Origin of the sequence: Methylobacterium sp. Leaf111 (assembly GCF_001423285.1) — a bacterium.
GTDB lineage: Bacteria > Pseudomonadota > Alphaproteobacteria > Rhizobiales > Beijerinckiaceae > Methylobacterium.
In genome coordinates this window covers 26232-52651 of the sequence record NZ_LMNE01000010.1, presented here as the reverse complement: position 1 = coordinate 52651, position 26420 = coordinate 26232, and the positions used below count along the sequence as shown (strand labels likewise).

At 68.0% G+C, this 26420-nt stretch carries 17 protein-coding genes; 8 read left to right on the top strand and 9 right to left on the bottom strand.

What is annotated here, in order from left to right; translation table 11 throughout:
* Window positions 1-81: 81 nt before the first annotated feature.
* On the bottom strand, window positions 82-333 hold the full coding sequence (locus tag ASF41_RS08740) for a hypothetical protein (protein WP_056220000.1): 252 nt from the start codon (window positions 331-333) through the stop codon (window positions 82-84).
* Window positions 334-558: 225 nt separating this feature from the next.
* Between ASF41_RS08740 and ASF41_RS08735 the strand changes: the two genes are divergently transcribed.
* Window positions 559-774 carry a hypothetical protein gene (locus tag ASF41_RS08735; RefSeq protein WP_056220003.1) on the top strand — a complete coding sequence of 72 codons (216 nt, stop codon included), beginning with the start codon at window positions 559-561 and terminating at the stop codon, window positions 772-774.
* Window positions 775-1461: 687 nt separating this feature from the next.
* Window positions 1462-3087: a hybrid sensor histidine kinase/response regulator gene (locus ASF41_RS08730; RefSeq protein ID WP_056492482.1), complete on the top strand. Its 1626-nt coding sequence runs from the start codon at window positions 1462-1464 to the stop codon at window positions 3085-3087.
* A 257-nt stretch (window positions 3088-3344) separates the two neighbouring features.
* Here the strand turns inward: ASF41_RS08730 and ASF41_RS08725 are convergent, their stop codons facing one another.
* Both ASF41_RS08725 and ASF41_RS08720 read right to left on the bottom strand, forming a co-directional pair.
* Window positions 3345-4415, bottom strand: a complete 1071-nt coding sequence (locus tag ASF41_RS08725; protein ID WP_056270401.1) for a hypothetical protein — start codon at window positions 4413-4415, stop codon at window positions 3345-3347.
* 99 nt (window positions 4416-4514) lie between these two features.
* A complete protein-coding gene (locus ASF41_RS08720) occupies window positions 4515-7586 on the bottom strand; it encodes a penicillin-binding protein 1A (RefSeq protein ID WP_056492479.1) in 3072 nt (1023 codons plus the stop codon).
* A 215-nt stretch (window positions 7587-7801) separates the two neighbouring features.
* Between ASF41_RS08720 and ASF41_RS08715 the strand changes: the two genes are divergently transcribed.
* Entirely contained in the window at window positions 7802-9469 is a 1668-nt protein-coding gene (locus tag ASF41_RS08715; RefSeq protein WP_056492476.1) for an alpha-amylase family protein, read from the top strand.
* A gap of 80 nt (window positions 9470-9549) precedes the next feature.
* Here ASF41_RS08715 and ASF41_RS08710 read toward each other — a convergent pair whose 3' ends face one another.
* Window positions 9550-9810 (bottom strand): DUF3892 domain-containing protein, encoded by a 261-nt coding sequence (locus ASF41_RS08710; protein WP_056270413.1) that lies wholly within the window; start codon window positions 9808-9810, stop codon window positions 9550-9552.
* A 139-nt stretch (window positions 9811-9949) separates the two neighbouring features.
* On the opposite strand from ASF41_RS08710, the gene ASF41_RS08705 reads away from it, so the two are divergent.
* The gene (locus tag ASF41_RS08705) at window positions 9950-10249 is read left to right on the top strand and encodes a HigA family addiction module antitoxin (RefSeq protein ID WP_056492474.1); all 300 of its coding nucleotides are present in this window, start codon (window positions 9950-9952) and stop codon (window positions 10247-10249) included.
* 15 nt (window positions 10250-10264) lie between these two features.
* On the opposite strand, the gene ASF41_RS08700 is transcribed toward ASF41_RS08705, so the two are convergent.
* Window positions 10265-11899, bottom strand: a complete 1635-nt coding sequence (locus ASF41_RS08700; RefSeq protein WP_056220018.1) for an AarF/ABC1/UbiB kinase family protein — start codon at window positions 11897-11899, stop codon at window positions 10265-10267.
* 322 nt (window positions 11900-12221) lie between these two features.
* Between ASF41_RS08700 and ASF41_RS08695 the strand changes: the two genes are divergently transcribed.
* From ASF41_RS08695 to ASF41_RS24715, 3 genes are all read left to right on the top strand, one after another.
* The gene (locus ASF41_RS08695) at window positions 12222-12866 is read left to right on the top strand and encodes an MBL fold metallo-hydrolase (RefSeq protein ID WP_056220021.1); all 645 of its coding nucleotides are present in this window, start codon (window positions 12222-12224) and stop codon (window positions 12864-12866) included.
* Window positions 12867-13086: 220 nt separating this feature from the next.
* Window positions 13087-15534 carry a DNA topoisomerase (ATP-hydrolyzing) subunit B gene (gene gyrB, locus ASF41_RS08690; RefSeq protein WP_056270416.1) on the top strand — a complete coding sequence of 816 codons (2448 nt, stop codon included), beginning with the start codon at window positions 13087-13089 and terminating at the stop codon, window positions 15532-15534.
* A 731-nt stretch (window positions 15535-16265) separates the two neighbouring features.
* Entirely contained in the window at window positions 16266-16427 is a 162-nt protein-coding gene (locus ASF41_RS24715; protein ID WP_156653251.1) for a DUF4113 domain-containing protein, read from the top strand.
* A gap of 127 nt (window positions 16428-16554) precedes the next feature.
* Here ASF41_RS24715 and ASF41_RS26015 read toward each other — a convergent pair whose 3' ends face one another.
* Both ASF41_RS26015 and ASF41_RS08680 read right to left on the bottom strand, forming a co-directional pair.
* Window positions 16555-17517 carry a hypothetical protein gene (locus ASF41_RS26015; RefSeq protein ID WP_244479600.1) on the bottom strand — a complete coding sequence of 321 codons (963 nt, stop codon included), beginning with the start codon at window positions 17515-17517 and terminating at the stop codon, window positions 16555-16557.
* Between the two features lie 7 nt (window positions 17518-17524).
* Window positions 17525-23467, bottom strand: a complete 5943-nt coding sequence (locus ASF41_RS08680; protein ID WP_056492471.1) for a DUF3320 domain-containing protein — start codon at window positions 23465-23467, stop codon at window positions 17525-17527.
* A gap of 296 nt (window positions 23468-23763) precedes the next feature.
* Here ASF41_RS08680 and ASF41_RS08675 point away from each other — a divergent pair, with 296 nt between their 5' ends.
* Window positions 23764-24384 (top strand): tyrosine-type recombinase/integrase, encoded by a 621-nt coding sequence (locus ASF41_RS08675; protein WP_056492468.1) that lies wholly within the window; start codon window positions 23764-23766, stop codon window positions 24382-24384.
* Between the two features lie 149 nt (window positions 24385-24533).
* Here ASF41_RS08675 and ASF41_RS08670 read toward each other — a convergent pair whose 3' ends face one another.
* Together ASF41_RS08670 and ASF41_RS08665 are read right to left on the bottom strand one after the other, a co-directional pair.
* On the bottom strand, window positions 24534-25220 hold the full coding sequence (locus tag ASF41_RS08670) for a zinc metallopeptidase (RefSeq protein ID WP_056492465.1): 687 nt from the start codon (window positions 25218-25220) through the stop codon (window positions 24534-24536).
* Window positions 25221-25445: 225 nt separating this feature from the next.
* The gene (locus ASF41_RS08665; protein ID WP_244479599.1) at window positions 25446-26195 is read right to left on the bottom strand and encodes a LuxR C-terminal-related transcriptional regulator; all 750 of its coding nucleotides are present in this window, start codon (window positions 26193-26195) and stop codon (window positions 25446-25448) included.
* Window positions 26196-26420 lie beyond the last annotated feature (225 nt).

Below are 26420 nucleotides of genomic sequence, written 5' to 3'. Positions count from 1 at the left end.
AACCCGAAGAATGGGTGCTCCGAAACGGGTCGGGCGGAGAGGCCGACCGGGGCCAGGCGCGCCCATGGCGCCCGTCGCACCTCAGCGCGCCTGTCCGGCCTCGTCGCCCTCGCCGATGCAGTCGAGGGCCCGTTCCACGGCCGTCACGGCGTCGAGGAGGTTCTGGACCGTCCGCTCGACCTCGCGGGCCGGTCGTCCCATGGCGGCGGCCCGGGCGCTCACGAGCTCCAGCTGCTCCAGGAGCGCGAAGAGGTCGTCGGCGACGGCGACCACGTCGGTGACGACGACCGGCGGAGCGGCGGGGCGGCGGAGGAAGGGGACGACGTTGCTCATCGGCCCTATGTCTCGCGTGTTCCCGGCCAAAGCGCCAGCCTGCGCGGGCCCCGATTCCCCATCTTCACCCCCGAACCGCCGCTTCCTTGCGGAGGTGGTGAGCATTTTCGTGGCGCGGCGACATCAGTGCGGCAGGAACCGGCGACGATTCGTTAGCCTTGCGCTTGACGGGCGCGGGGCCCGGGCAGCACCACAGGCGCTGCTTTCGCCACAGGACCCGCCCCGATGCGCCTCGCTTCCCTCGCCCTCGCCGCCACCCTCCTGGGCGGCCTCTGCGCCTGCAACACCGACAGCCCGAGCGGGCGCAGCGGTCTCTCCGACGCCTTCGACACCAGCAACTATCGCCAGTCCAACGACACCAACGGCACCCAGACCCGCCGCGACGTCAACCGCCAGTACACCCAGCCGTCGATGCCCTCGATCGCCAGCCGCGGCAACTGAGCGGGCGGCGCCCCCCCGGGGCGTGCTCCTTTCCCCGGTGAGGGAAGGGGGCATCGCGGTGGCGCCCTCCACCGCGTGGGGAACCGGAGCGGCGTGGCCCGACGCCGTCCAGCCGGGGTGATCGCAAGGACCGGTTCGCGCGCCGGAACGGTTGCCGTCGCCCACCCTCTTCCCGGGGCCGCGCAGCGGAGCCCGGACCCGAAGGGGCGCGCCTCTGGCGATCCTGAATGACGGTGGGCCCTCACCGGCGGTCACCTCGCCCGGAAGCCGGAACGGGCCAGCGTCGCCCGACGCACAGCCTGGATGCAGGGCGCGTCCCTCTCCCCCCTCGCGGGGAGAGGTTCGGCGTGGGCGTGCTGGGGTGCCCCTCAGGCCGAGGAGGCCGGGGTCAGAACCCAATCCGCGCGACCTGCGAAGGGCTGCTGCAAGTGGTTTGCGGATCCTGACCTTTCGTCCTGAAGCGGATGTTCCGCCTCCGACCAACAATGGCCATAGCGAGCGGTTTCCCTAATCCCCTGAAGTGGTCATTCGCTTTGCTCTGACCGGCGCGCCTCGGTGCGACACTGCTACCCTCAGGCCCTGGTCAATTTTTGTTCAGTGGCATTTCCGCTGGCGCAGAGAATACAATAAAGACGTGTTTGGAGTGACCGAGGGCTCCGGCGGTCCTTCGAAGCCCGGAGTTCCTTCTTGCCAACTTCCCCCGAGAAGCCGAAGACCTACGGCCCGAAGACGCCGGTCAGCGGCAGTGGCCCTTCGGGCGTAATCGACCAGCATCACGACATCTTCTTCGCGGCCGTCGAAACGACGCGCATGCCGATGATCGTTACGGACCCGCACCAGGCCGACAATCCCATCATCTTCGTCAACCGCGCTTTCGAGCGCATGACAGGCTACACCCGGGACGAACTTATCGGCACGAACTGCCGCTTCCTCCAAGGGCCTGAGACCGACCGAGAGGTGGTCACCGAACTGCGTGTCGCCATCGCGGAGCAGCGCGAGTTCTCCACGGAGATCATCAATTACCGCAAGGACGGGTCTTCGTTCTGGAACGCGCTGTTCGTCTCGCCGGTCTTCAACCGAGCCGGCGACCTCGTATACTTCTTCGGCTCGCAGCTCGACGTTTCGCGCCGCCGCGACGCAGAGGAGAGTCTACACCAAGCACAGAAGATGGAGAGCCTGGGGCAGCTTACCGGCGGGATCGCGCATGATTTCAACAACCTCCTACAGGTGATCTCCGGTCACAACGAGGTCATGCTGGCGCTGATCGACCACCCGACCATCGATGTCGGCCGATTGCGGCGGGCGGGCGAGGCGGTGCGCGACGCCTCGGAACGCGCCGCCAAGCTGACCCATCAGCTTCTGGCCTTCTCGCGCAAGCAGCGATTGGAGGGGCGCCTCCTCAACCTCAACGGCCTCGTCCAAAGCATGAGCGAGATGGCCGAGCGTACCCTGGGAGACGACGTCACCCTGAAGCAGTCCCTCGCATCCGATCTCTGGAACACCCGCATCGACCCGACCCAGGCCGAGGTCGCCTCGCTGAACGTCTTGCTTAACGCCCGCGATGCGATGCCGGGCGGAGGGTCAGTCACGGTCAAGACCGAAAACCTCCTCATCGAGGACGAGGATACGGCGCTCTTCAAGACGGTCGGCCCTGGGGCCTACGTGGTGGTATCCGTCACCGATACGGGTAGCGGCATGCCGGCCGAGATCCTGAACCGAGTGATGGAGCCGTTCTTCACCACCAAGGGCGAAGGCAAGGGCACAGGCCTAGGCCTCGCGATGGTCTACGGTTTCGCCAAGCAATCGGGCGGCTCGGTCAAGATCTACTCTGAGGTGGGGCACGGCACCACGGTGCGCCTGCTCTTTCCAGCAAGCGACCAGAAGATCGAGGACGAGCGCAGGGCCTCGCAGCGCGCCGCCGACCGGCACGGGACCGAAACGGTACTCGTGGTCGACGACCGACCGGACGTGGCGGAGACGGCGGGAATGATCCTGGAGGATTTCGGCTACAAAGTCATCGTGGCCGACGGCCCCCGCGCGGCGATTGAGTTCCTCGACGGCGAGCGCCGGATCGATCTCCTGTTCACCGATCTCATCATGCCGGGTGGGATGAACGGCGTGATGCTGGCCCGCGCCGCACGCGAGCGACAGCCTAAGATCAAGGTGCTGCTCACTACGGGCTACGCGGAGGCATCCATCGAACGCTCGGATGCGGGTGGCACGGATTTCGAGATCATCAATAAGCCCTATAAACGGCTGGAACTCGCGCGCCGCGTGCGGCGGGTCATTGATGGCCCGACCGGCGTAGGTTGAGCTGTCATTCCCCCGGCTTCCGGCCCTGATCGATACGTCCGCCTCGCCCAGGATCTATCCGATCGCAGCCGGGCAGAAATTCACCCGTCCCGGCCGTAGGACGCTGCTCAACCGTGCAGCCCGCAAGCGGCGGTTCCGGGCTTCTGCAAAGGGTCGGGTGCAGACCCTCGCGGGGCCAAGCCGATGGGGTTTTCGACCCGAGCGGCGCCGCCCCCGCCTCCCAACACGGGGGAGGCGGGTGCTCCATCCCCCCACCCTCAGTTCTTCGCCAGCGCGTCCGCGAAGGCGATCATGCGGTTGCGGGCGTAGGTCGGCAGGCCGGCGCTGATCGAGGTGCCGGTGTTGAAGGACGAGTTGCCCATCAGCACCTGGGCCGGCAGCAGGTTCTTGAGCACCGGCACGCGGGCATATTCCTGCTTGCGGTCGAGGACGTCGCCCTTGATCGCCAGGGCCACGTAGGTGGTCACCACGGTCTTGGCCGGATCGCCCGGCATGGGCTGGAACACCGCCAGGAACTTGCCGAAGCGCAGGATCTGGTTGACCCAGAAGATCGTCTGCTCCAGCCCGCCCGTCACCGGCGTGTCGAGCTTGGTGAGGTTGCCCAGCGCCGCGATCTCCGCCGGGGGCAGGGTGCGCAATTCGCTCTGGAACGAGACGAACTCGGCGATCTTCTTCGAGGCCCCGTCCTCCAGCCGGTTGGCGAGCTTCACGCCCAGCGGCAGCTTGCCTTCGAGGTCGTAGCGCGATTCGATGCAGGTGGTGCCGACCTCGCACCAGGGCCGGTCGGGGCGCTTGGCGAAGGCGGCCGCCGGGTCCTTGTTCGGCGTCGCGTCGGCTGGGTTCAGGGCCTTGTGCTTGATCACGGGGTCCATCTTGGCGACGAAGCCGAGGGTGGCGTAGGCGGCGAGGTCGATGCTCTCCGGGGCCTTGGCCACCACGAAGCGCCCCTGCGCCACGTAGACCTTCAGGGTCTCGTGCCGGCGCTTGGCGACGCCGTTCAGGGTCTGCACGTAATCGGGCTCGACATAGCCCGGATGCGGCGCCAGGGCCGCCCGCTCGCCGGGGCGCAGCTTACCCCAGTCGAGATAGGGCACGAGGCCGTTCTCGGGCTTGGCCGGATCGTCGCGATGGTCGGTGAACAGGATGGTGCCGGGCTTCAGCCCGGCGACGCCGGCCGCCTCGATGGCGGGCACGTCCTTGATCCGCTCCGAGACCGCCGGGCTTGCGGGCGGCTGGAGCTTGATGCCCTCCTGGGCGAGGGCCGGGCGGACGGCGCCCCCCGTCAGGGCGAGGGCGAGGAGAAGGGTTGCCGGAAGCGGTCTGTGCACGTCGGGGCCTCGGAGGTCGGCAAGAGGGGGTCGGCAAAGGGGGGTCGGCAAAGGGGGTCGAGGAGAGGGGGTCGGGGCCGTGCCCCGGGCGGGGCGCCCTCAGAAGCGCGGCTCGTCGCCGAACAGGTAGTCGGGATCGCGGCGGCGCTGGCGCGGCCGGATCTCCTCCTCGTCGCCGAAGGGCGAGCGCTGCGTGCCCGGCCAGGGCTGGTAGGTCTCGGACTGGGCCCGGCGGTTGCGCCGCTCGCCGTAGGGATCGAGGAGGTCGCTCTCGGGCTGGGCCCGGCGCCGATCGTCGTCCGGCTGGCCCCGCAGGCCGCCGAACAGGCCTCCGGCCAGGTCGGGGGCGTCGTCCTCGGCGCCGAGGTCGCCGTCCTCGGGATCGGGCCGCATGGCGGTCCGGGTCTCGCGGGGCAGCAGCTTGTACTGGGTGTCGGCCATGCGGCCGTCCTTGATCCGGAAATGCTCCAGGACGCCGCCGTCGTCGACGCGCTGGCCGCTGCGCGGGTCGATGCTGGCCTCGAGGAGGTCCTGGCGCGCCTCCGGGGAGGGCGGGGCCAGGGCCGTGCGCGGCACGCCGTTGGCCCAGGCCGCCTGGAGGATGGTGCCGGCGATGGGCACCGCGAGGTGGCCGCCGGTCTGCCCGCGCCCGAGGGTGCGGCGGGTGCCGTCGGCATTGTCGTAGCCGACCCAGACCACGATGGTGATCTCGTTGGTGAAGCCGGCGAACCAGGCGTCGTTCTCGTTCTCCGAGGTGCCGGTCTTGCCCGCGATCGACGACGAGAACCGGGCGAGCGCCGCGGCCGTGCCGTGGTTCGTCACCCCCTGCAGCATGGTCTTGAGCTGGTAGAACGCCACCCGGTCGGCCGAACCGATCCGGGTCGGGGCCCGGGCCTCGCGGGTGTAGAGGGTCTTGCCGTCGCGCTCGACCGATTCCAGGGCGTAGGGCGCGGGCCGGGCGCCCTCGTTGGCCACCGCGGCGTAGAACGCGGCGAGGTCCACCATCCGCACGGGCTGCGCGCCGAGCACGAAGGGATAGTAGCGCTCGCACTCGGCGTAGATCTGCGCCTCCAGGGCGAGGTCGCAGACCTTCTGCAGGCTGGCCGGCGCCTTGTCGGCGATGCCGCCCTGGAGCAGGCGGGCGGTGACGAGGTTCTTGGAGAATTCCAGGCCCCGGCGCAGGGTCGTGGCCCCGGCTCCCGTGCCCTCGTAGTTCTTGGGCGACCAGGAATCGCCGACGCCGCCGATGGGCGGCAGGGTGATGGCGGAATCCAGCACCAGGGTGTTGGGCTGCAGGCCGGCATTGAGCGCGGCGAGATAGGTGAGGGGCTTCAGGGTCGAGCCCGGCTGGCGCACGGTCTGGGTGACGCGGTTGAGCTGGCTCACCGGATAGGAGAAGCCGCCCGCCATGGCGAGGATGCGCCCGGTCCGGTTCTCCAGCACCAGGGCGGCGCCCTGGACGCTCGGCCGGACCCGCAGGTCGGCGCGCGGCGCCTTCGCGTTCGGATCGCGCAGCTTGACCCGCACCACGTCGTAGGGCTGGAGCTTTCCGCGCGCCGGGCCGGGCTCGAGGCTGGCGGTGCGGCCGTCGGCGAGGCCGACCTTCGCGGTGCCGCCGCGCCCGGTATCCAGGACCACGGCCAGAGGCCAGTGCACGTCGTAGAGGACGGGCCGCGCGGTCTCCAGCGCCCGCTGCCAGGCCGGCTTGGGGCGCTCGACCTTGGGCGCGGCCTGCTCCGCCGCCTTCTCGGCGGCGGCGGCGGCCTTGCGCTCCGCCTTCGTCTTCGGGGCCGGCTTCGGAGCCGGCGCAGCGGCCGGCTTGACCGGATCGCCCGTGAGGAGGGGGACGCCCAGGGGCGAGGCCTCGGCGGCGGGGATGGCGGCCTCGAGCTTGCGCACGGCCTCGGCGAGGTTGAGCTCCGGCCCCTCGTAGCGGGCGCGCCCGGTGGCGCGCTCGTAGGTGGAGAGGCCCTCCTGCAGGGCGGTCTCGGTGGCGGTCTGCAGGCCGGCGTTGATCGTGGAGCGCACCACGTGGCTGGCGGCGGTGAGGGAGTCGACGCCCGCGAAGGTGCGCACCTCCCGGGCCAGGTGGTCGACGAAGTAGAAGCCGGAATCGCGCCGGACCGCGTCGATCGGCTTCAGGCCGAGGGGCGCGTTGGCGGCCTCGCCGAGCTGCGCCTCGGTGATGACGCCCTCCTCCTTCATGCGCGCCAGCACGTAGGCCCGGCGCTCGCGCGCCCGGTCGGGGTACTTGTCGGGGCTGTAGAAGTTCGGGCCCTTGGGCATGCCGGCCAGCAGCGCGGCCTCCGTCACGGTGAGCTGGCCCACCGATTTGCCGAAATAGCTGCGCGCGGCCATCTCGATGCCGTAGGCGCCGCGGCCGAGATAGATGCCGTTGAGGTAGAGCTCCAGGATCTGCGGCTTGCCCAGGATGTGTTCCAGGCGGGAGGCCACGATCATCTCGCGGATCTTGCGCTCGTAGGTGACGTCGTCGCCGACCGAGAGGTTCTTGACCACCTGCTGGGTGATGGTGGAGCCGCCGGCCGGGCGGCCCGGGGAGGCGAGGTTGCCGATGAAGGCGCGGATCACCCCGCGCTCGTCGATGCCCCGGTGGGTCTCGAAGCGCTTGTCCTCGGCCGCCACGAAGGCCTTCTGCACCATCGTGGGCACCTCGGCGATGGGCACGCTGAGGCGCCGGCCGTTGGCCTCGAAGGCCTCGGCGTAGCGCTTGCCCGATCCGTCGAGGATCAGGGAGGCGCCGGGGAGCTTGCGCTCCTTCAGGGCCTCGGCCGAGGGCAGGTCGGCCACCGCCTTGTTGTAGAAGGCGATGACCTCGGCCGCGTCGAAGGGCGAGTCCTTGGGGGTCTCGCCCTTACAGAACTGGCGGTAGCTGACGTTGAGCTCGCCGATGTCGAGGCCGTGCAGGATCTTGGGGGCGCTCGCGCCCGCCACCGCGCTGGGGTCCTCCATGGCGGTGGAGATCAGCTCGTCGAGGTTGATGTCCTCGATGTCGAAGGCCTTGCGCATGTGGGCGCACCCGTCGCGCAGGATCTGCACCACCTGGGCCTTGTCGGCCACGGGATCGAACTGCGTCTTCACCGCATCCGGCCGCGTCGTGACCTGACTGAGCGTCAGCGCCGTGGCGAACAGCTTGATCAGGATGATGTTCATGCGGGCCGGGATACCGGGAGTGGGGTCGTGGCGCGGAGGGCCGCACGGTCATAGCCGAGACCGCGCGCCGGAGCGTGGCAGATGCGCTGCACAAGGCGGCTGATTTAAGGACGGGACGGCCACGCTCGGGGCGTTCCGCACTGGCCAAGCTCACGGCAACGCTTTCCCGCGGGCCCGCGTTGTGGCCCGGGGCGCCCGCTCCCGGGGATGACGGCATGATCAAGGACCTCTGGTACAAGAACGCCATCGTCTACTGCCTCTCGGTCCGGACCTTCCTCGACGGCAACGGCGACGGCATCGGCGACTTCGCCGGGCTGGAGCGCCGGCTCGACTACCTGCAGGGCATCGGCATCACGGCGATCTGGCTGATGCCGTTCCAGCCCTCGCCCAAGCGCGACGGCGGCTACGACATCTCCGACTATTACGGCGTCGATCCGGATTACGGCTCGCTGGGCGACTTCGTCGCCTTCACCCACGCGGCCAAGCAGCGGGGCCTGCGCGTCCTCATCGACCTCGTGGTCAACCACACCTCGGACCAGCACCCGTGGTTCCAGTCCGCCCGCTCCGACCCGGATTCGCCCTACCGGGACTGGTACGTCTGGTCGAAGACCCGGCCGCCGCACGCCGACGAGGGCATGGTCTTTCCCGGCGTCCAGACCACGACCTGGACCCGCGACGCCAAGGCGGGGGCCTACTACTTCCACCGCTTCATGCCGTTCCAGCCGGACCTCAACACCGCCCATCCGGCGGTGCGGGCCGAGATCCAGAAGATCATGGGCTTCTGGATCCAGCTTGGGGTCTCGGGCTTCCGCATGGACGCGGTGCCGTTCGTCATCGCCAAGAAGGGGCCGGAGGTCACGGGCGAGCCCGACGAGCAGTTCGACATGCTGCGCGACTTCCGCGAGTTCCTGCAGTGGCGCCAGGGCGACGCCATCATCCTGGGCGAGGCCAACATCCTGCCCAAGAAGGACCTCGCCTATTTCGGCGACGACGCCGACCGGCTCCACATGCTGTTCAACTTCCCCGTCAACCAGGCCCTGTTCTACGGCCTCGCGGCCGGCGACGGGCGCCCCCTGGCCAAGGCCATGCGCAAGACCTGGAACCGGCCCGATTCCGCCCAGTGGGCGGTGTTCCTGCGCAACCACGACGAGCTCGACCTCGGGCGGCTCACCGAGGCCCAGCGCCAGGCGGTGTTTTCCGCCTTCGGACCCGAGAAGGGCATGCAGCTCTACGACCGGGGCATCCGGCGGCGCCTCGCCCCGATGCTCGGAGGCGACCAGCAGCGCATCGAGCTCGCCTATTCGCTGATGTTCACCCTGCCGGGCACGCCCGTGCTGCGCTACGGCGACGAGATCGGCATGGGCGACGACCTCTCGCTCAAGGAGCGCGAATGCGCCCGCACGCCGATGCAGTGGAGCGGCGAGGCCCAGGGCGGCTTCACCAAGAGCGAGACCCCGACCCTGCCGGTGATCGACCACGGCGCCTACGGCTTCGACCACGTCAACGTGGCCAGCCAGCGCCACGACCGCGGCTCCCTCCTGAACTGGATGGAGAGCGTGATCCGCACCCGCAAGGAGGTGCCGGAGATCGGCTGGGGCGACTTCACCGTGATCGAGACGGCCTCGCCGGCGATCCTGGCGATCCGCTACGACTGGGAGGGCAATTCCGTGCTCTGCGTGCACAACCTCGCGGGCACGCCGATGGAGATCGCACTCTTGGCCGGAATCGAGGGGCCGGAGGGCCACCTCCTCGTCGACCTCCTCACCGGCCGCCGCTGCGAGGCGGACGCGGAGGGCCGCCACTGCCTGATGATGGAGCGCTACGGCTACCACTGGTTCCGCGTCGGCGGCCTCGACGCCCCGCTGAAGCGGCGGGTGGGGTAGGCCAGCCGCCCCGGCGCCGGGACGGCGGCCCTGCCGGGAGCAGGACCGCCGGGGCGTTCACGCCCGAACCCCGAACCGGATCAGCAATCCGGAAGATCGTCCAGGTTGTTCCGGGTGGTGGTATCCCGATCCGTGCGCAGGTACTTGCCGTTCGGCCCCTGGACGACCCGGATCTCGGTCCGTCCGTTTGTCCAGGGCACGTGATAGCTGTGCAGCCCGAGCTCGATGTCGTTGATGGCGTCCTGCTTCCGGCGCGGCGACCACGCGTCGCCATCGTTGCACAACGCCGTGATGTCGCCTTCAGCGTTCTTTCCGGTCTTCCTGACCGCACGATCAGCCATGGTGTCCGCGTCCTTCCGTTGACAGCCCGATGGGGCATGCGAACTTCAGGTAATTTGTTTCATCAGAAATGCAACCTGAGAGAAACTTTTCGCGGGCGCGGGCCGATGTATCCTCGCGCGACCGCACAGGAGATCGGCCATGGCCCGCATCCACACCCATCCCGGCGAGATCCTCGTGGAGGCGTACCTGACGCCGCTCGCCCTGTCGGCCCGGCAGTTCGCGGCGGAGATTGGCGTGCCGCCCAACCGGGTCTCCGAGATCATCCGGGGCCGGCGCGGCATCACCGCCGACACCGCGATCCGGCTCGGCGTCCGCTTCGGAACCACGCCGCAATTCTGGCTCAACCTCCAGAACGCCCACGACCTGTCGAAGGCGCGGGCGACGGTGGATGATTCCGGCGTCCGCCCCCGCGCGGCCGAGCCTGCCGCGGCGTCCTAGGGGGCGCCCGCCCCGCTACTTGTTGCGCCCCAGCAGGACCAGCCAGCCGATCCCGATCACGCAGACCATGGCGCCGACCGTGATGAAGGCCGGCGTGCCGAGGTCCATGAAGCGGGGGGCGAGCTGCGTGGCGAAGGCGGCGACGATGAGCGCCACCGCGATGCGGGCGGCGGCGCGCTCGATGCCGCGGGTGAGCTTCTCGATGCCCTTGAGCTCGATCTCGACGGTGACGCGGCCCTGCTTCAGGCGCACCAGCATGAGGTGGATCAGGGTCGGCAGCTCGGAGGCCGCGCCGAACAGGCCGGCGCCCACCGCCTCGACCTTACGGGTCAGGCCCTTGATCGAGAACTGCGAGGCGAGCTTGCGCCGCACGGTGGGGCCGGCGGCCGAGAACAGGTCGAAGCCGGGGTCGAGCTGGCGCATCACCCCGTCGGCGGTCACCAGCCCCTTGAACAGGATGGCCAGATCCGTGGGCATGGCGAGGTCGTTCTCGCGGGCCATGGTCATGAAGTCGGTGAGCAGCGCCCCGAAATCCAGGGAGGCGCCGGTGTGGCGGGCGACGAAGGCCTGCGACGAGGCCTCGAGCTTGGTGAGGTCCGGGTTGCTCGAGCCGCTCCAGTCGAGGAGCACGGCCATCAGCCCGTCGGAATCCTCCTTGAGCATGGCGCCGATCAGCATCAGGAGCTGGGTGCGGCGGCGCTGCGAGAGGCGCCCGATGATGCCGAAATCGATGAAGCCGATCCGGTTGTCCGGCATGATCAGCATGTTGCCGGGATGGGGGTCGGCGTGGAACACGCCCTCGATCAGGGCCATCTGCAGGAAGGCGTCGGTGCCCTTCTGGGCGAGCAGCACCTTGTCGTAGCCGGCGGCGTCCAGGCGGGCATGGTCGTTGGGCGGGATGCCGTGCACGAATTCCTGCACCAGCACCCGCTCGGAGGTCCATTCCCAGTGGATCTTGGGCACCACGATGTCGTCGCGGTCGGCAAAGATCGCCGCGATGGTCTCGCAGTTGCGCGCCTCGTTGATGAGGTCGAGCTCGCCGTAGAGGCCGCTGGCCAGGTGGCGCATCTGCTCCTGGGGCTGGTAGCGCCCGAATTCCGGCCACTCGTCCACGACGATGCGGGTGGCGTGGCCCATCAGGCGCAGGTCCGCCTCGATGGTCTTGCGCAGGCCCGGGCGCAGCACCTTCACCACCACCTCCTCGCCGGTCTGCAGGCGAGCGCGGTAGACCTGGGCGATGGAGGCGGCGGCGAGCGGCGTGGTGTCGAACTCGGCGAAGATCTCCGAGGCCGGGCCGCCGAGGTCCTCCTCGAGCTGGGGCCGGATGCGTTCCCACGGGATCGGCGAGACCTGGCTGTGGAGCTTCTCCAGCTCCTCGGTCCATTCCGGGGTCAGGAGGTCGGGCCGGCTCGCCAGGATCTGGCCGAGCTTCACGAAGGTCGGCCCCAGGGTCTCGATGGCGCGCCGCACCCGCTGGGGCTGCGACAGGCGGGCGATGTCCACCTGCGGCGTCCGGCGCTTGGCGAGGCGCGCAACCTGGGCGAGGCCGAGGCGCTCCACCACCTTGGTGACGCCGAAGCCGATGAGGACGGACGCGATCTCCCCGAGGCGCTGCCGGTCCCGTGCGGCGACGAAGGCGGTTTTCAGCATGTGCGCAAGGGGCCCGGATGGGGGAGGGGGACGGTGGCTCGCCCGGCGAGGCGTGCGGCCGGACCGTGGTTAAGGCTCCGTTAGGCCCGTGGCGAGGCCGAAGTTTGACCATGAGGCCGCGACATGGGGGCCGCGACACGGGAACGGCGACCGGGGAGCCGCGCGGCGGGGGACGCGGCGGGCGCGGCGGATTCGCCCCCGCACCGATCTCGGGCTAGACAGGCCGCCACCGGCGCCGCTGCGGCGCCCGCCCTCACGTCCACCCCGCGCTCCGGCGGCGCCGACCCCCGCGCCGCCGCGGCGCCATCCCGCGAGACCCCTGATGCCAGGCACGCCCCGCGCCGGAATCATTCCGGTGACCCCCTTCCAGCAGAACTGCACCCTGATCTGGTCGGACGAGACCAAGGTCGGCGCCGTGGTCGATCCGGGCGGCGACCTCGACCGGATCGAGGCGGCGATCGCCGCCCAGGGCATCGCCATCGAGAAGATCCTGCTCACCCACGGGCACATCGACCACGCCGGCGGCGCGGCCGAGCTGCGCGACCGGCTCGGCGTGCCGATCGAGGGGCCGCACGAGGCCGATCGCTACCTCCTCGACAGCCTGCCGGAGACGGGCGCCAATTACGGCCTCGACGGGGCCCGGGCGGTGACGCCGGACCGCTGGCTGGGCGACGGCGACGTGGTCGAGGTCGGCGGCCTGGCCTTCGACATCCTGCACGCCCCCGGCCACTCCCCCGGCAGCGTGGTGTTCATGAGCCGCGACGCGCGCTTCGCCCTGGTCGGCGACGTGGTGTTCAAGGGCTCGGTCGGCCGCACCGACCTGCCCGGCGGCAACCACGAGCAGCTCATCCGGGCCATCAAGGACAAGGTCCTGCCGCTGGGCGACGACGTCGCCTTCATCCCCGGCCACGGCCCCACCAGCACGCTCGGCGAGGAGCGCGTGTCGAACCCGTTTCTGCAGGATTGAGGCCGGCCGGGCCCCGGCGGCCGGATCCCGGCGGGGCCTTGACGGGGGGTTAACGCGAACGGGGCATCGTGGTCGCGATTCCGGGGGTCCACGGGACCGAAAACGATGCATTCCCAGTGGGAAATGCTTATATTGCGCGGGTCAAGAAGAAATGCAGGCGGCGGGGGCCCGGCCTGGGCCGGCAAGTCCGGCCTGAATGCCCGCCTGCCCGAGGAAGTTCATGTCCGACAGTTCCCATAACCTCGCCGCCGATGCCTACGGCGCGGAATCCATCCGGGTCCTCAAGGGCCTCGACGCGGTGCGCAAGCGCCCCGGCATGTATATCGGCGACACCGACGACGGCTCGGGCCTGCACCACATGGTCTACGAGGTGGTCGACAACGCCATCGACGAGGCGCTCGCGGGCCACGCGGACCTCGTCACCGTCACGCTGAACGCCGACGGCTCCGTCACGGTCTCCGACAACGGCCGCGGCATCCCCACCGACATCCACAAGGAGGAGGGGGTCTCGGCGGCCGAGGTCATCATGACCCAGCTGCACGCGGGCGGAAAGTTCGACCAGAATTCCTACAAGGTCTCCGGCGGCCTGCACGGCGTCGGCGTCTCGGTGGTCAACGCCCTCTCGCAATGGCTCCGCCTGCGCATCTGGCGGGGCGGCCGCGAGCACGCGATGGAGTTCCGCCACGGCGACGCGGTCTCGCCGCTGATCGTCGTCGGCGACGGCAACGGCCGGCGCGGCACCGAGGTGTCGTTCCTGCCCTCCACCGACACCTTCACGATGATCGAGTTCGACTACGCGACGCTGGAGAAGCGCCTGCGCGAGCTCGCCTTCCTGAATTCCGGCGTGCGCATCGTCCTCACCGACGCCCGCCACGCCGAGCACAAGCGCGAGGAGCTGTACTACGAGGGCGGCATCGAGGCCTTCGTGCGCTACCTCGACCGCTCGCGCAAACCCATCGAGGGCATGCAGAAGCCCGTCATGGTGCGGGCCGAGCGCGACAACATCCGCGTCGAGGTCGCGCTTTGGTGGAACGACTCGTTCAACGAGACCGTGCTGCCCTTCACCAACAACATCCCGCAGCGCGACGGCGGCACCCACATGGCGGGCTTCCGCGCCGCCCTCACCCGGCAGATCACCGGCTATTCCGAGTCCTCGGGCATCGCCAAGCGCGAAAAGATCTCGCTCACCGGCGAGGATTGCCGCGAGGGCCTCACCGCCGTGATCTCGGTGCAGGTGCCGGACCCGAAATTCTCCTCGCAGACCAAAGACAAGCTGGTCTCCTCCGAGGTGCGCCCGGCCGTGGAGAACGTGCTGAACGAGGGGCTCTCGAACTGGCTCGAAGAGAACCCGGCGCTGGCCCGCTCGGTGATGGCCAAGGTCATCATGGCGGCCTCCGCCCGCGAGGCGGCCCGCAAGGCCCGCGAGACCGTGACCCGCAAGGGCGTCCTCGACATCGCCTCGCTGCCCGGCAAGCTCGCCGATTGCCAGGAGCGCGATCCCTCGAAGTGCGAGATCCTGCTGGTGGAGGGCGATTCCGCCGGCGGCTCGGCCAAGCAGGGCCGCGACCGCACCTTCCAGGCCGTTCTCCCGCTGCGCGGAAAAATCCTCAACGTGGAGCGGGTGCGGGCCGACCGGATGCTGTCCTCGGCCGAGATCGGCACCCTGATCACCGCGCTCGGCGCCGGCATCGGCCGCTCGTCCACGGACCGCGAGGGCTTCAACCCCGACAAGCTGCGCTACCACCGCATCATCATCATGACGGATGCCGACGTGGACGGCTCGCACATCCGCACCCTGCTGCTGACCTTCTTCTTCCGGCAGATGCCGGAGGTGATCGAGCGCGGGCACCTCTACATCGCCCAGCCGCCCCTCTACAAAGCCGCCAAGGGCAAGTCGGCGCTCTACCTCAAGGACGAGCGGGCGCTGGAGGACTACCTCATCGATGCCGGCGTCGAGGGCGCCGTGCTGCGGCTGGCCTCCGGCACCGAGTTCGGCGGCCCGCAGCTGAAGTCCCTGGTCGAGGAGGCCCGCCAGTTCCGCGGGCTGATGCAGGCGCTCCACACCCGCTACGACCGCGCCGTGGTCGAGCAGGCCCTGATCGCCGGCGCCTTCCGGGCCAATGTCGACGAGAACGCGGCCGAGGCCGAGGTGCTGGCCGAGGAGGTCGCCCGGCGCATGGACCGGATCGCCGACGACATCGAGCGCGGCTGGGAAGGCGCCGTCTCGGAGGGCGGCTACGTCTTGAGCCGGACCCTGCGCGGCGTGCGCCAGGTGGCGACCCTCGACGCCTCGCTGCTGGCCTCGCAGGAGGCGCGCCGCCTCGCCGACCGGGCGGAGGCCCTGCGCGAGATCTACGACCAGCCCGTCACCTACGCGCGCAAGGGCGACGAGACCACCCTGCACGGGCCCGTCGGCCTGTTCGAGGCGGTGATGGCCTTCGGCCGCAAGGGCCTGCAGCTGCAGCGCTACAAGGGCCTCGGCGAGATGACCGCCCAGCAGCTCTGGGAAACCACCCTCGACCGGGACGTGCGCTCGCTCCTCCAGGTCAAGGTCAAGGACACCCAGGACGCCGACGACCTGTTCGTGAAGCTGATGGGCGACGTGGTCGAACCCCGCCGCGAGTTCATCCAGGACAACGCCCTCAGCGTCGCCAACCTCGACGTCTGAGGCGGGCCGGGTGGGCATTCCAGTAGATCTTGAGAAATGCCCAAGAGTTTCTGAGAAAATTCCAGACCGCTTGATCGGTGTGATTTTTCAGAAAAGATTACCCCTGCAGTCGGGTAGTCTGTCCTGATTTACTAAGAAGCGTGTCTCTCGCGGCCTTATGGCTCGTGCCTAATAGTCGCGAGAGCATTGATTCAAAGATAATTCCTGCCGTCAACGCTGGGAGCCGCGGGGGTCAGGCGCAGGCACAGGCCACGCTGTGCGGCGCGGCGCGGCGCGATCGAGAGTGCCGACTTATGGGCATGCAAGCGGTCGAGCTGGTTCTCGACCATGGCGAGGCGGGCCTGGACGCGGGCGGCTTCTACTTCAGCGGTTTTGGCCAGGGCAACGAGCGCGGCGTGCCCAGCCTAAAATCTTGTAAACGCCCAGCCCGACCCTTCCGTGCAGAGGCGGCTTGCGGGCGAAGAGCCGCCATCTCAGCAATTGTGGCAGAAAGTCCGGAAGTGGCGCGTAGCCGACCAGTCGGCATGCTAACTGCTGACCCTTTCCGGGCATTGGGAATGTCCGCTTGTGGGCGGCCAGCCCGCGGCTATGAACCTTCGGCGAGGTTGACTTGGGGTGTTGTGCTCCACCGCAGTTTGTCGCCCCTTTGGCGCATTAAGAGGCGTTTGCCCGAATGTCCTTTTTAGACCGTTGCCGTTTCTGCTCGTCAGGGACCCTAGCGATCCGCTCGCATTGGGCGAACAGCTTTTGCGCGTAACGCCGCCTGGGGCCGGGGGTTCTGTCGTACCCGCCCGCGCCGCGTCGCGACCAAGCACGAATGGAACACGAAGTTCGAGATGCGCACGCCTTGGTACCCAACGCGGGTGTCAGATCTTCCGGTCGCCTGCGCCTGAGCGGTTGTCAGAACGTGCAGCCTACCTGCTTGAGCGTTCCGTACCGCCGCAAAATTAGGCGCGCCGATTGCCGGTTAGTCGGATTTGCACCGGTTACGTGGCTGTTACCAGTCAGTCCAACTGCGGGCTATCTCTGCTTAAAACCGACGACGACGCTGTTTTCGACAACGACACGGTGCTTGAAGCGATTTTTCCCAGTCTGACCGTACTTCCATGTCTCGGTCGTCCGGGTCTTGTAGACCTCACGGTCACGATCAATCGGAAATCCCCACGAGTCGGTCAACATTTCTGCGGTCATGCCCTGCCACATCTCGGCAGCCATGATCCGGTTGACGATCGAAGCGTCCCCATACTTCACCATCAGGCGGTCGTAGCGGCGCTTTCTGGCTCGGCGCTTTGCCGCCTCGCGCAACACAAAGACACCGATCACCAGTGCGACGAACCCGCCGAGGGCCGATCCTCCACCTCCTGATTGATCCGTCGAGGTGGATTGCTGGGCCGAGTGAGCGGCTGGCGTACTCATTGTCGGTGCAGGTGCAATCGCGGGTGCAGCGTTCACTTGGCGAGTCCGCTGCCACATCGCATCGACCTCACGCTTCTCGCGCTCTTCAGCGTCGCGCTTGGCCTGCTCGGCGTTCTGATCGACCAGCTTCGGAGCCGGCTGGGCGACCTGGAAGCCAGGGTTCGGTTGTTGTGCCGCGGTGGCTCGCTGAGCGGCCTCTGAGACGCGCCGTGCGAGTTCAGGCCCAATCCGCCTCTGAATGGCCCGCACGAGGTCTTGCAGATAGGGCCCTTGGAAGAAGGCTTCGCCGTAGCCGGGATAGTAGACCAAATCGTGAGCCGCGATCATCGCGTCGACTTCGTCGGCGCAGCGGCGCATGGGCTGAGCGAGGGCGGCTCGGAACTGGCCAGGCCTCGTCGCGCCTTCAATGCCGGGCTCGTTCAGGGTCTCACGCGCGATGCAGTCGGTCGCCTCTCGGACCGAAGGCAGGACGAGCCGTCTACGCCGGGGATCGTCCTGGATGCCCTGTGCGACCGCAGCCTCGAAGCCGCTCAGCAGGACCAAAGCCGTGACGATCCCGATGCGCATCCTCGCCTCAAAACGCGGCTGACTGGCGGGCGAGTTCGCTCGCTTTCTCGAACCGAGACCGCGCGGAAGCTTCAATGCGTGACAGCCCGAGACGCTGGCCGATCAGCCTGGCGCGCTCCGCCTCTGAGATATTGGACTGCAGGGCCAGCGCGATCCCGACGAGTTCCGGCATCGGCGTGTCGCTGTGACTGCGGACGGACGCATCGGCCGGGCGGTATGGATAGCTCGTCCTAGGCTCCTCGCCAGGCGGCCACAGAACGGGACGTCCCTCATCGTCGGTTCGCGCGACGGACGCATCGATCTGGGCAGCGATGGCTTCACGGACAAGTTGACCGACGCGCTGGAGGCCGTGAGCGCGAGCGATGCGCCGAATGAGCAACTCCTCGTAGATCGGCCCTTCCACCGAGAGGACGTGATCGACCATGGCGCTCAGAGCCGGTCGGTAGGAGGCATCGTAGAACCGGCCTGGCTCGACCGGTCGGCTCAGACCATTGAGATCAGCGATCCTGTAATCTCTTATCTCGTCGTAGGATGACAGCCTCGGCGCTGGCGTGGTGATCGGAGCGATCTGATCCGCGTAGAGGCGCTGCGGACTGGCCTCGTCAATTGGCTTCGGGTCATTCGCCGGTTCGCTCGGCGTGTCCGCGACGGGGGAAGCGATCTCGGGCTGCGCCGTCAGTTCATCGCCGCCTTGCTCATCGGCCACGGGTTCGGCAGCAGGCTCGACGGGAACTGCCGCTGCAGCCCTGGCGCGGTCGGCTTCGAGATCCTCGACCAAGCACTGATCGAGCTTGGCGAGCGCACCCTCGGCGTCCATCCACCACTCGGTGCTCCACACCCGGCGGATGCGCCAGCCCAGGTCGGTCAGCACGTGCTCGCGCAGACGGTCGCGATCGCGTGCCGTGGCCGAACTATGGTAGGTCGCGCCATCGCACTCGACGCCGGCGAGATAGCGCCCGGGGGCGTCGGGGTGGACGACCCCGAGATCGATCCGGAAGCCCGAGACGCCGATCTGCGTGTGAACGGTCCAGCCTCTCGCTTCGAGCCCCGCCATCACCGCGGCTTCGAACGGGGATTCCACGTCGCCGCCAGTCGGCGCGAAGGCCTCGGCGAGCGCCCGTGCGCCGCGGTCGGCGAACTCAAGGAAGTGCTTGAAGTCGCGGACGCCTCGCGCCCGGGTGCGGCCCAGATCGATCTGCTCAGGCCTCATCGAGGCGAACACGACGAGTTCGCGCCGGGCGCGGGTGATCGCGACGTTCAGGCGGCGGTGACCGCCGTCCTTGTTGAGCGACGACACTGTGCTGACTGGACGCCCGGACTGATCCGGTCCGACCGCAACCGAGAAAATGATGGCGTCACGCTCGTCGCCTTGCACGTTCTCGAGGTTCTTCACGAACACGGGCTCGTGCCAGCGGTCCCGATCGAAGAACGGCTCCAGTTCTGGATACGACCGCCGCTGCTCGTCGAGCAAATTCTCGATCAGGCGCTGCTGTTCACCGTTGAAGGTGACGACGCCGAGGGAGCGACGCTCCTGGGCGAGGCTGGGATCGCGCAAGCGACGCACGATGTCGGCGACCACGGCGCGGGCCTCGGGCCGGTTCACGCGGCCCGATCCACGCTCGTAGACCCCATCCGGCACGAGGCTGAGCCGGACGGCGCGGTCATCAGTGACGGGCGAAGGGAAGGTCACGAGCCGACCGCCGTAGTAGCGGCTGTTCGAGAAGGCGATCAGGCTCTCGTGGCGGCTACGATAATGCCAGTCGAGGTTCCGCCGGGGGATGTTAGCGGCGAGGCACTCGTCGAGGATCGACTCCTGGTCGGTGACGTCGCTGCCGTCCTCGATGTCGTCGACGCCGCGGTCACCAACGTTCGTCGGCGGCAGCTGCTCGGGATCGCCAACGATGACGACCTGCTTCGCCCGAGCGAGCGCTCCGATGGCGTCCCACGGGGAGATCTGGGAGGCCTCGTCGAAGATTACGACGTCGAACGGCTCTTTGTCGGGCGGGAGGTACTGCGCGATCGAGAGCGGGCTCATCATCACGCAGGGGGTGAGCTTGGTCAGCGCTGTCGGCATCCGGCCGAACAGCTTTCGCAACGGCATGTGCGCCGTCTTCTTCGTCAGCTCGTGCGAGAGCGTGCCCCATTCCGGATCGGCCCCAAACGCTGTCGCCCCCGGGATGCCCCCGCCAAGGCGCGAGCGGACGACCTGCTTGGAGAGTTCGGTGACCCGAGCGTCGGCGGCGCGGAAGCGCTGTATCGCATCCTCGTGCCGTTCGGGCAGGAAGCGCCGGAGCACCGGATCGTGGCTGACGACACGGTCGATCCACCAATGCGCATAGGCTGTCTCGAAGGCCGCTTCCGCGCGGTCGAAGGCGACGCGGCCGTCTTCCAGGGCGTCGATCAGCGGCGTGAGACCGGTCTGACGCGCATTCTGTGCAGCGGCTTGCCACGCGCACCACCCCTGGGCGCGTCCCAGCCCCGACGACCAGCGTCGGACGAGCGCGAGGCTCTGTTCGATCCAATCGGCGTCGGCTGCCAACGGCTCCTCGGGATCGGCGCGACCCGCCAGGATGCCGAGCGCCTTCATCGCTTCGTTCGCGCGGGCTCGATCCTGCGCGAAGGCGGTGTAGCTCTGCGCGATGCGGCCGCCCTCTGCGAAAGCACGCCCCTGGCGCTCGACTAGCTGTACGAGATGATCGCGCAATCCGTCGATCCCGAGCGACGGCGGCCCCAGGATATCCAGGAGTTGCTCGACCTTCTCGGCCCAGGTGATGGCCGAAGCGAACTCGGAGGCTGCACAGTCCGGATTGCTCCACGGCAGCCCGAGCCGCGCGAGGATCAGTTCCTCCACGCATCCGCCTTTGACGTGTTTGGCGAGTTCGATCAGCCCCGTAAGGTCCGGCCCGAGATCGGGGGGCAGCGGTCCCTCCGCGTAGGGCTGGACCTGGGCGGACACCCTCTTCAGCTTGCCGCCCTTAGCCAGGAAGTTCGACCCTTGAGCAGCGACCCACTCGGCGAGCAGTGCTCCAAGGTTCTGATCGAGGATGCCCGGGCCGTAGCGGCCGGTGAGCCGGCCGAGCAGCTGAGCCTTCGTTGTTTGGAAGCGCTCGCGTGCGGCGACGGCCCGGCGGAGGTCACGCGCGCCGTCAGCGAGGAAGGCGGCCCCACAGCGTGCCTCGGAGCGCACGAGGTAGTTGCCGAGCACCACCAGCCCGCGCGTACCGGCATAGGTCGCCAAAAGGGAGGGCAGACCGATTGCGTCGGCAAACGTCTGACCGCTGACCCGAAGCGCGCCGAGCGACTGTTCCACGGCTCGGATCGCGGTGCCCATGTCGTCGCGCCAGACCGGCGACCACTGGGTGGCCTCGACGCCCTGAAGCGGATGATCCACCAGCGATCCGACGGACGCGAGCACGGGGCGAAGCTCTCGGCAGGCCGTGCGCAGGTTGGCGAGCGTCGTCTCGTTGTGGGCGAGGTGATCCGGCCATGTAAGGACGAGCGGAGGCGCGCCGCTGCCGGCCGCGATCACACGCCCGAAGGCCTCATAGGCGGAAAGCCCGTTCTCGCGCCTCCGATGCAGGGCGTTCACGAGGCTGTTCAGTTCCTCGCGTAGGCTCGCGAGTTCGCTCGTCGCCGCGTCCCAGGTGCCCTGAGATGGCGTTGAGCGTTCGTGCCAGGCCCGGCGCAGCTGGCCGAGAACAGCCGATTTCTGCGCCTTGGTCGAATGGACCTCCAGGCAATAGTCACCGAGTCCGATTTCCTGCAGGCGGCGCTGTACGACCTCCAGAGCGGCGGTCTTTTGCGAGACAAACAGCACGGTGCGCCCCTGCGCGAGGCACTGGGCGATCATGTTGCCGATCGTCTGGCTCTTGCCAGTGCCAGGAGGCCCGAACAGCACGAAGTCCTTGCCGGAACCGGCGGCGAGAACGGCCGAGAGCTGCGAGGAATCCGCGGAGAGTGGCGCAAACACGGTTCCCGGCGGGTGCTCGCGGTCGAGGCGTGTCGGCTCAGGGAACGGAGTACCGTCGCCGTAGGAGTGCTTTGGCGTGTCGATGAGATGGCGCACGACGGGGTTGCGCTTCAGCACTTCCGCCCGGTCCACCAAGTCCTTCCACATCAGGTACTTCGTGAAGGAGAAGGCCGAGAGCACGACGTCCGGCACCACCTCCCAGCCGCGCAATTCCTTCACGTGCTGGCGGACGATCCGGAAGATGCCGTCGACGTCGTACCCGGAGCCGTCGCGAGGGAGATCCCCTTCCAACTCCGGCATCCGGAGCTTGAAGTCCTCACGCAGCATTTCGAGCAGGGTCGGGTTGATTCGCACCTCATCGTCGTGGAGGGCGAGCTTGAAGCCGGCCCGCACGCTCGACCGCTTGAGGGTGACCGGGACGAGAAGCAGCGGCGCGCGATAGGCAGCCTCACCTTCCTTTTTTGTCCACGACAGGAAGCCGACGGCCAGGAAGAGGATGTTGGCCCCGCCTTCCTCGAAGCCGTTGCGGGCGAGCCGGTAGAGATCGAGCAGGCGACGGTCGAGATCGGCCTCGGTCGAGGTCGTGTAGATCTCCTTCCGGGCGAGCGCGGCCTCCAGATAGGTGCGGCGGCCATCGTCGTAGTGTCGGCGTGAGTAGAGGTCTGCGCTACGCTCGTCGGATCCGGTCAGCACGTCCGAGAGCGGCTTCAGGCGATACTCGGTCCCCGCCGCGAGGCCGTCTTCCAATGCGCCGGGAGAGGCACATTCGAGGCTGACGGATCCCTTGCCCGGCTTGAAGTTCAGCAGCTTGTTCCGAAGCGTCAGGTCGAGAAGCTTGCGCTTCCAGCGTTCCACGCGGCCGACAGGCGTCTCGGGAGCTTCATCGACCGGCGCGCGCGCTTCCTCCTCGAAGCTCGGCGGCGCGGACAGCGTCTGGTTCAGCGGGATTGTCGGCGCAGGCGCGATGCCCGTCGGCTTTCCGTCGCCGAGATCCATCGGCCGGATCCCCCGCCGGCGGCAGCGTCGGACGTCGATGGCAATTTCCAGCGCCGCAGGAGCCTCGTCCTCGACTTGGACGCCGCCCTGCGTGGCGGCGACCCTAAACGTCGCCGGCGGATCCGGCGTGAGCAGGGTCGTCTCGACGAAGATGAGATCTTGCAGGTCGCGCCGCTTGCGGAGCAACTGCATGTCCTCGACGGTCGCGCTGGCGAAGTCGTCGTCCTGCAGCCAGACACCGACGAAGGCGTGTCCTACGGTGAGGACAAGCACCGGGTTCAGCCCGGCCTGCTCAAGGCAGGCGGCGTAGAGCAGCGAGAGATCGAGGCAGGTGCCGACCTTGCGCTCCAGCACGTCGCTCGGCCCGCGAACCTTCTGCCCGGCTCGCTCAAAGCTCGCCGGCGGAAGGACGTAGGCAATTCGCCGATCCGCGATCGCCGCCCAGATCGCCTCGGCCAACTCCCACGCGCGCGACTTCTTGGCGGTCGTGTAGCCGTTCAGGCCCGTCTCGCGCCCGGCCTCGCCGAGCTTGGTCGCAGCATCGCGCAGGACGACATCGACGGCCGGATCATTGGGACGGACAAACGCCGCGAGAAGCTCCGGCGCGCTCCTGCCGCCACCCCAATGCGATGGCGGCAGGACCCGAAGCTCTTCAAGATGGCGGGCCTTCTCGCCAGTCGCATCCTCAACGGTGACCGTCAATTCAAGACGGCTCGCCTCGGTGAAGCCGACGAGCAAAGCCGCGTCGAGCCGAACGTCGGGCAATTCAATGTGGTGGTTCGATCCGGCCGGAATGCGATCGATGCGGAGCGTGAGCGGATGCACGACGGCGGGCCGGCTTTCGATCCGCACGCGGACATCGGAAAGTCCATGCTCGGAAGTATTCTCGACCACCACCTCGCGGATCATCGGAACCGCATTCTCGTGGTAGGCGAGACTGACGTGCTCCGTGGCCGAGCACGTGATTTGGATACCGTCCTGCACGGCTTTCCCCCTTGTCCTGAGCGGGACTGTATGGGGGCACCCTCAAGTAGCGCAAGGCCCACGATTCGCGCCTGAACCAACCTAGATCAAGTACCTTAGGGCCCTCGTACGGCAAATGCTCCGGTGACTTAAGCTGCCCGCGGCTTTCGGCCCTGTGTTGCTCGGCAAGGCTGAAACCCTGGCCGTGAAGTGCTTGTCGAGCGCCGCCTTATGTCCGCTCATGGCGCTGAGCTGTGGCGCGTTCGGATTGCGGTTGGGGTGAGATGCTGATGGCTCCTCGAAAATGGTGTCCCATCATGCTTTCAACCACCGACACAACCCGCCGACCGTGGAACCTTGGTCGGCTCATCGGTCCCAAACCGCCGTTCAAGCCAAAGCACATTTGGGCGATCCGCACCCGACTGCAGCACGAGGGCCGCACTCGCGACCTCGCCCTGTTCAACACCGCCATCGATAGCAAACTGCGTGGCTGCGATCTCGTCCGCTTGCGCGTGTCAGACGTCCACCTCGGCGACGGCGTCCGCCTGCGCACCACCATCGTCCAGCAGAAGACGGGCCGACCCGTCCCGTTCGAGTTGACCGAGACCACCCGTGAGACGCTGACTGCCTGGCTCAAGCTGCGGGGGCTTCGTGCGAGTGATTGGCTGTTTCCGAGTTGCAGCCGCCCGGGCGAGCACCTGACGACGCGCAAGTATGGTCGGCTCGTCGACGAATGGGTAGCGCTGATAGGCCTCGACCCGGCGGGGTACGGCACGCACAGCCTGCGTCGGACGAAGGTCGCACTCATCTACCGGCGGACAGGCAACCTGCGTGCCTGTCAGCTGCTGCTCGGCCACACCAAGCTGGAGAGTACGGTGCGCTACCTCGGCATCGAGGCAGACGACGCGCTGGTCATGTCCGAGCAGACTGACATCTAACGAACATCGCGGCGGCCTACTGCAGGCCGCCGCACCAAGTCCCCCGCCGTCCTATAAGGGCGCCAAACAGCGAATTTGGTCTGACTGGAAAGAGATGGTGCGCTTTCGAGTAAGCGCGGCAGAAGTATCCGACGCTCGCCTGAGAGTTTTCAAAACGGCAGGAGCCGCCGAAAGCGGGCAATGTTCACGAGCGCAACGAGTGACGAGGCCACGTAAGTAAGAGCGGCGGCGCGCAGAACGGTGCGGGCACCGGGCATGTCGCTGGCGTCGAGGTAGCGACCCGTCTCCAGGATGGGCAGGGCCCGGCGAAAGCTCGCATCAAGTTCAACGGGCAGCGTCAGAAAGTGAAACAGAACGCGAACGCCAAGGAGCGCGATGCCGATACCCACCTGCAGGGCGAGCAGGATAGGCGAATGGACGAAGGCGAGCACCACGGGCGCGGTCATCATCACCACGGCTGCGGCGAACTCGAAGCCCTGCACAACTGGGGCGAACCTCACCCGCGCCGCAAGGAGCCGGTCCCCCGCCGCGTGCTGGAGCGCGTGGGCGACTTCGTGCGCCGCGACCGCGACCGCTGTGATCGAGCGGCCGTCATGGCTCTCCGGCGATAGCCGCACGACGTTCGCAACCGGATCGTAGTGGTCGGCTGGCGCGACCTCGACGAGGACGTGCTCTAGCCGCGCCAGATCGAGCAGATGGCGGGCGAGCTCGCCGCCAGTCCCGGGCAAATCCGGCCGCTCGGTGGCGTGTTGCTGCATCGCCCGGCGCACCCACCACTGGGGGCCGAACACGAGACCGAACAGGAGGGCAGCGCCAAGCGCGAGGAGGATGGGCACGTGGGGTATGTAGTCCCGCAGCCGCAGCCGTGGAAGCGCGGCACCCTACTCGGGATGTTCGCTGTCTGACAATCGCGCGGCCGGCGTCAAAGACCGGACTGGGTGGCAAGCCGGCATTAGGTTGCTGCCCTAAAGCCGATATTCAGCGTGGAGCGCATTGCTGCAGTCCCACCTGTGTCGGCTCGCGGAGTTCGAGGCCGGGTACCAAGCGTCAGGTTTTGCCCACTAGTCGCCATCCTGACCTGCGGGGCGCACACCGGCTTCGGTCGCTATCAGAACCGCCTCTGACAGCGTTCGGGCACCGAGCGCTTCCATGACCCTGGCGCGGTGGATCTCCACCGACCGAGGACTAAGCCCTAACGTTCGAGCGATGGTCTTGTTGGTGCCGCCCGCGAGTAAGTCCTCCAGGACCTCGCGCTCTCGCGCAGAAAGCGCCGCAATCCGGTCACGGACTTTGTCGCGCCCGCGCGCCTGACCTGCCGCGGCGTGGATGTCGGCGAGCGCTGTCCTGACTGCATACAGCAGCGCTTCCGGTTCCCACAGAGGGTCTGAGAACCCGTCCGGTTGGGCCATGATCGCGACGTCGAGCTCGCCCGCGAGCAGCATCTCGGACAGGCGCGCCGGCACACCCTCGATCAAGGTCAACTCGATGCCCGGATGGGCCACCCGGAAGTGGTTCAGGAAGCCGACGAAGCGCATCGGCCCAATGGTGCACATAACCCCGACTGTGAGCTGCGCCCCTTCCAGCCGCAGGAAGCGAGAGGCGGCCCGCTTGGCACGCTCACGGCGCTCGATCATCTCGCGAAACTCCGGCTCAAGCAGGCGCCCAAGATCGGTCAGGTGCACGTGACAGCGCTCGCGCGAGAACAATAGGCCGCCGAGTTCGTCCTCCAGCTTCTGGATCGCCCGGGTCAGCGCGGGTTGCGTCACGCTGCAGCGTTCGGCCGCCTTGGTGAAGTTGCCGAGCTGGCTCACGACGAGAGTTGCCAGCATTGAATACGAACTGCCGAACGGCCGCGTAGACTTCCACGGCAAACATCCTGGGCCCCTCCCGAAAGAGAAGCCTCTCAAACTGGCCGGCTTTTACCCCGGCCGCATCAGCACCCCGCCGACGCTCAAGTGGATGGTTTTGTCACCGCCCTACACATCGAAAGCGGGCGCTCGTAGGCTGGTCATTATGGAACCGACGGCTGATGGCGC

Excerpts from the sequence above, each read along its gene's own strand:
- ASF41_RS08740 (WP_056220000.1), bottom strand. The coding sequence starts at position 333 with ATGAGCAACGTCGTCCCCTTCCTCCGCCGCCCCGCCGCTCCGCCGGTC.
- ASF41_RS08735 (WP_056220003.1), top strand. The coding sequence starts at position 559 with ATGCGCCTCGCTTCCCTCGCCCTCGCCGCCACCCTCCTGGGCGGCCTC.
- ASF41_RS08720 (WP_056492479.1), bottom strand. The coding sequence starts at position 7,586 with ATGAACATCATCCTGATCAAGCTGTTCGCCACGGCGCTGACGCTCAGT.
- ASF41_RS08715 (WP_056492476.1), top strand. The coding sequence starts at position 7,802 with ATGATCAAGGACCTCTGGTACAAGAACGCCATCGTCTACTGCCTCTCG.
- ASF41_RS08710 (WP_056270413.1), bottom strand. The coding sequence starts at position 9,810 with ATGGCTGATCGTGCGGTCAGGAAGACCGGAAAGAACGCTGAAGGCGAC.
- ASF41_RS08705 (WP_056492474.1), top strand. The coding sequence starts at position 9,950 with ATGGCCCGCATCCACACCCATCCCGGCGAGATCCTCGTGGAGGCGTAC.
- ASF41_RS08700 (WP_056220018.1), bottom strand. The coding sequence starts at position 11,899 with ATGCTGAAAACCGCCTTCGTCGCCGCACGGGACCGGCAGCGCCTCGGG.
- ASF41_RS08695 (WP_056220021.1), top strand. The coding sequence starts at position 12,222 with ATGCCAGGCACGCCCCGCGCCGGAATCATTCCGGTGACCCCCTTCCAG.
- gyrB (WP_056270416.1), top strand. The coding sequence starts at position 13,087 with ATGTCCGACAGTTCCCATAACCTCGCCGCCGATGCCTACGGCGCGGAA.
- ASF41_RS26015 (WP_244479600.1), bottom strand. The coding sequence starts at position 17,517 with ATGCGCATCGGGATCGTCACGGCTTTGGTCCTGCTGAGCGGCTTCGAG.
- ASF41_RS08675 (WP_056492468.1), top strand. The coding sequence starts at position 23,764 with ATGCTTTCAACCACCGACACAACCCGCCGACCGTGGAACCTTGGTCGG.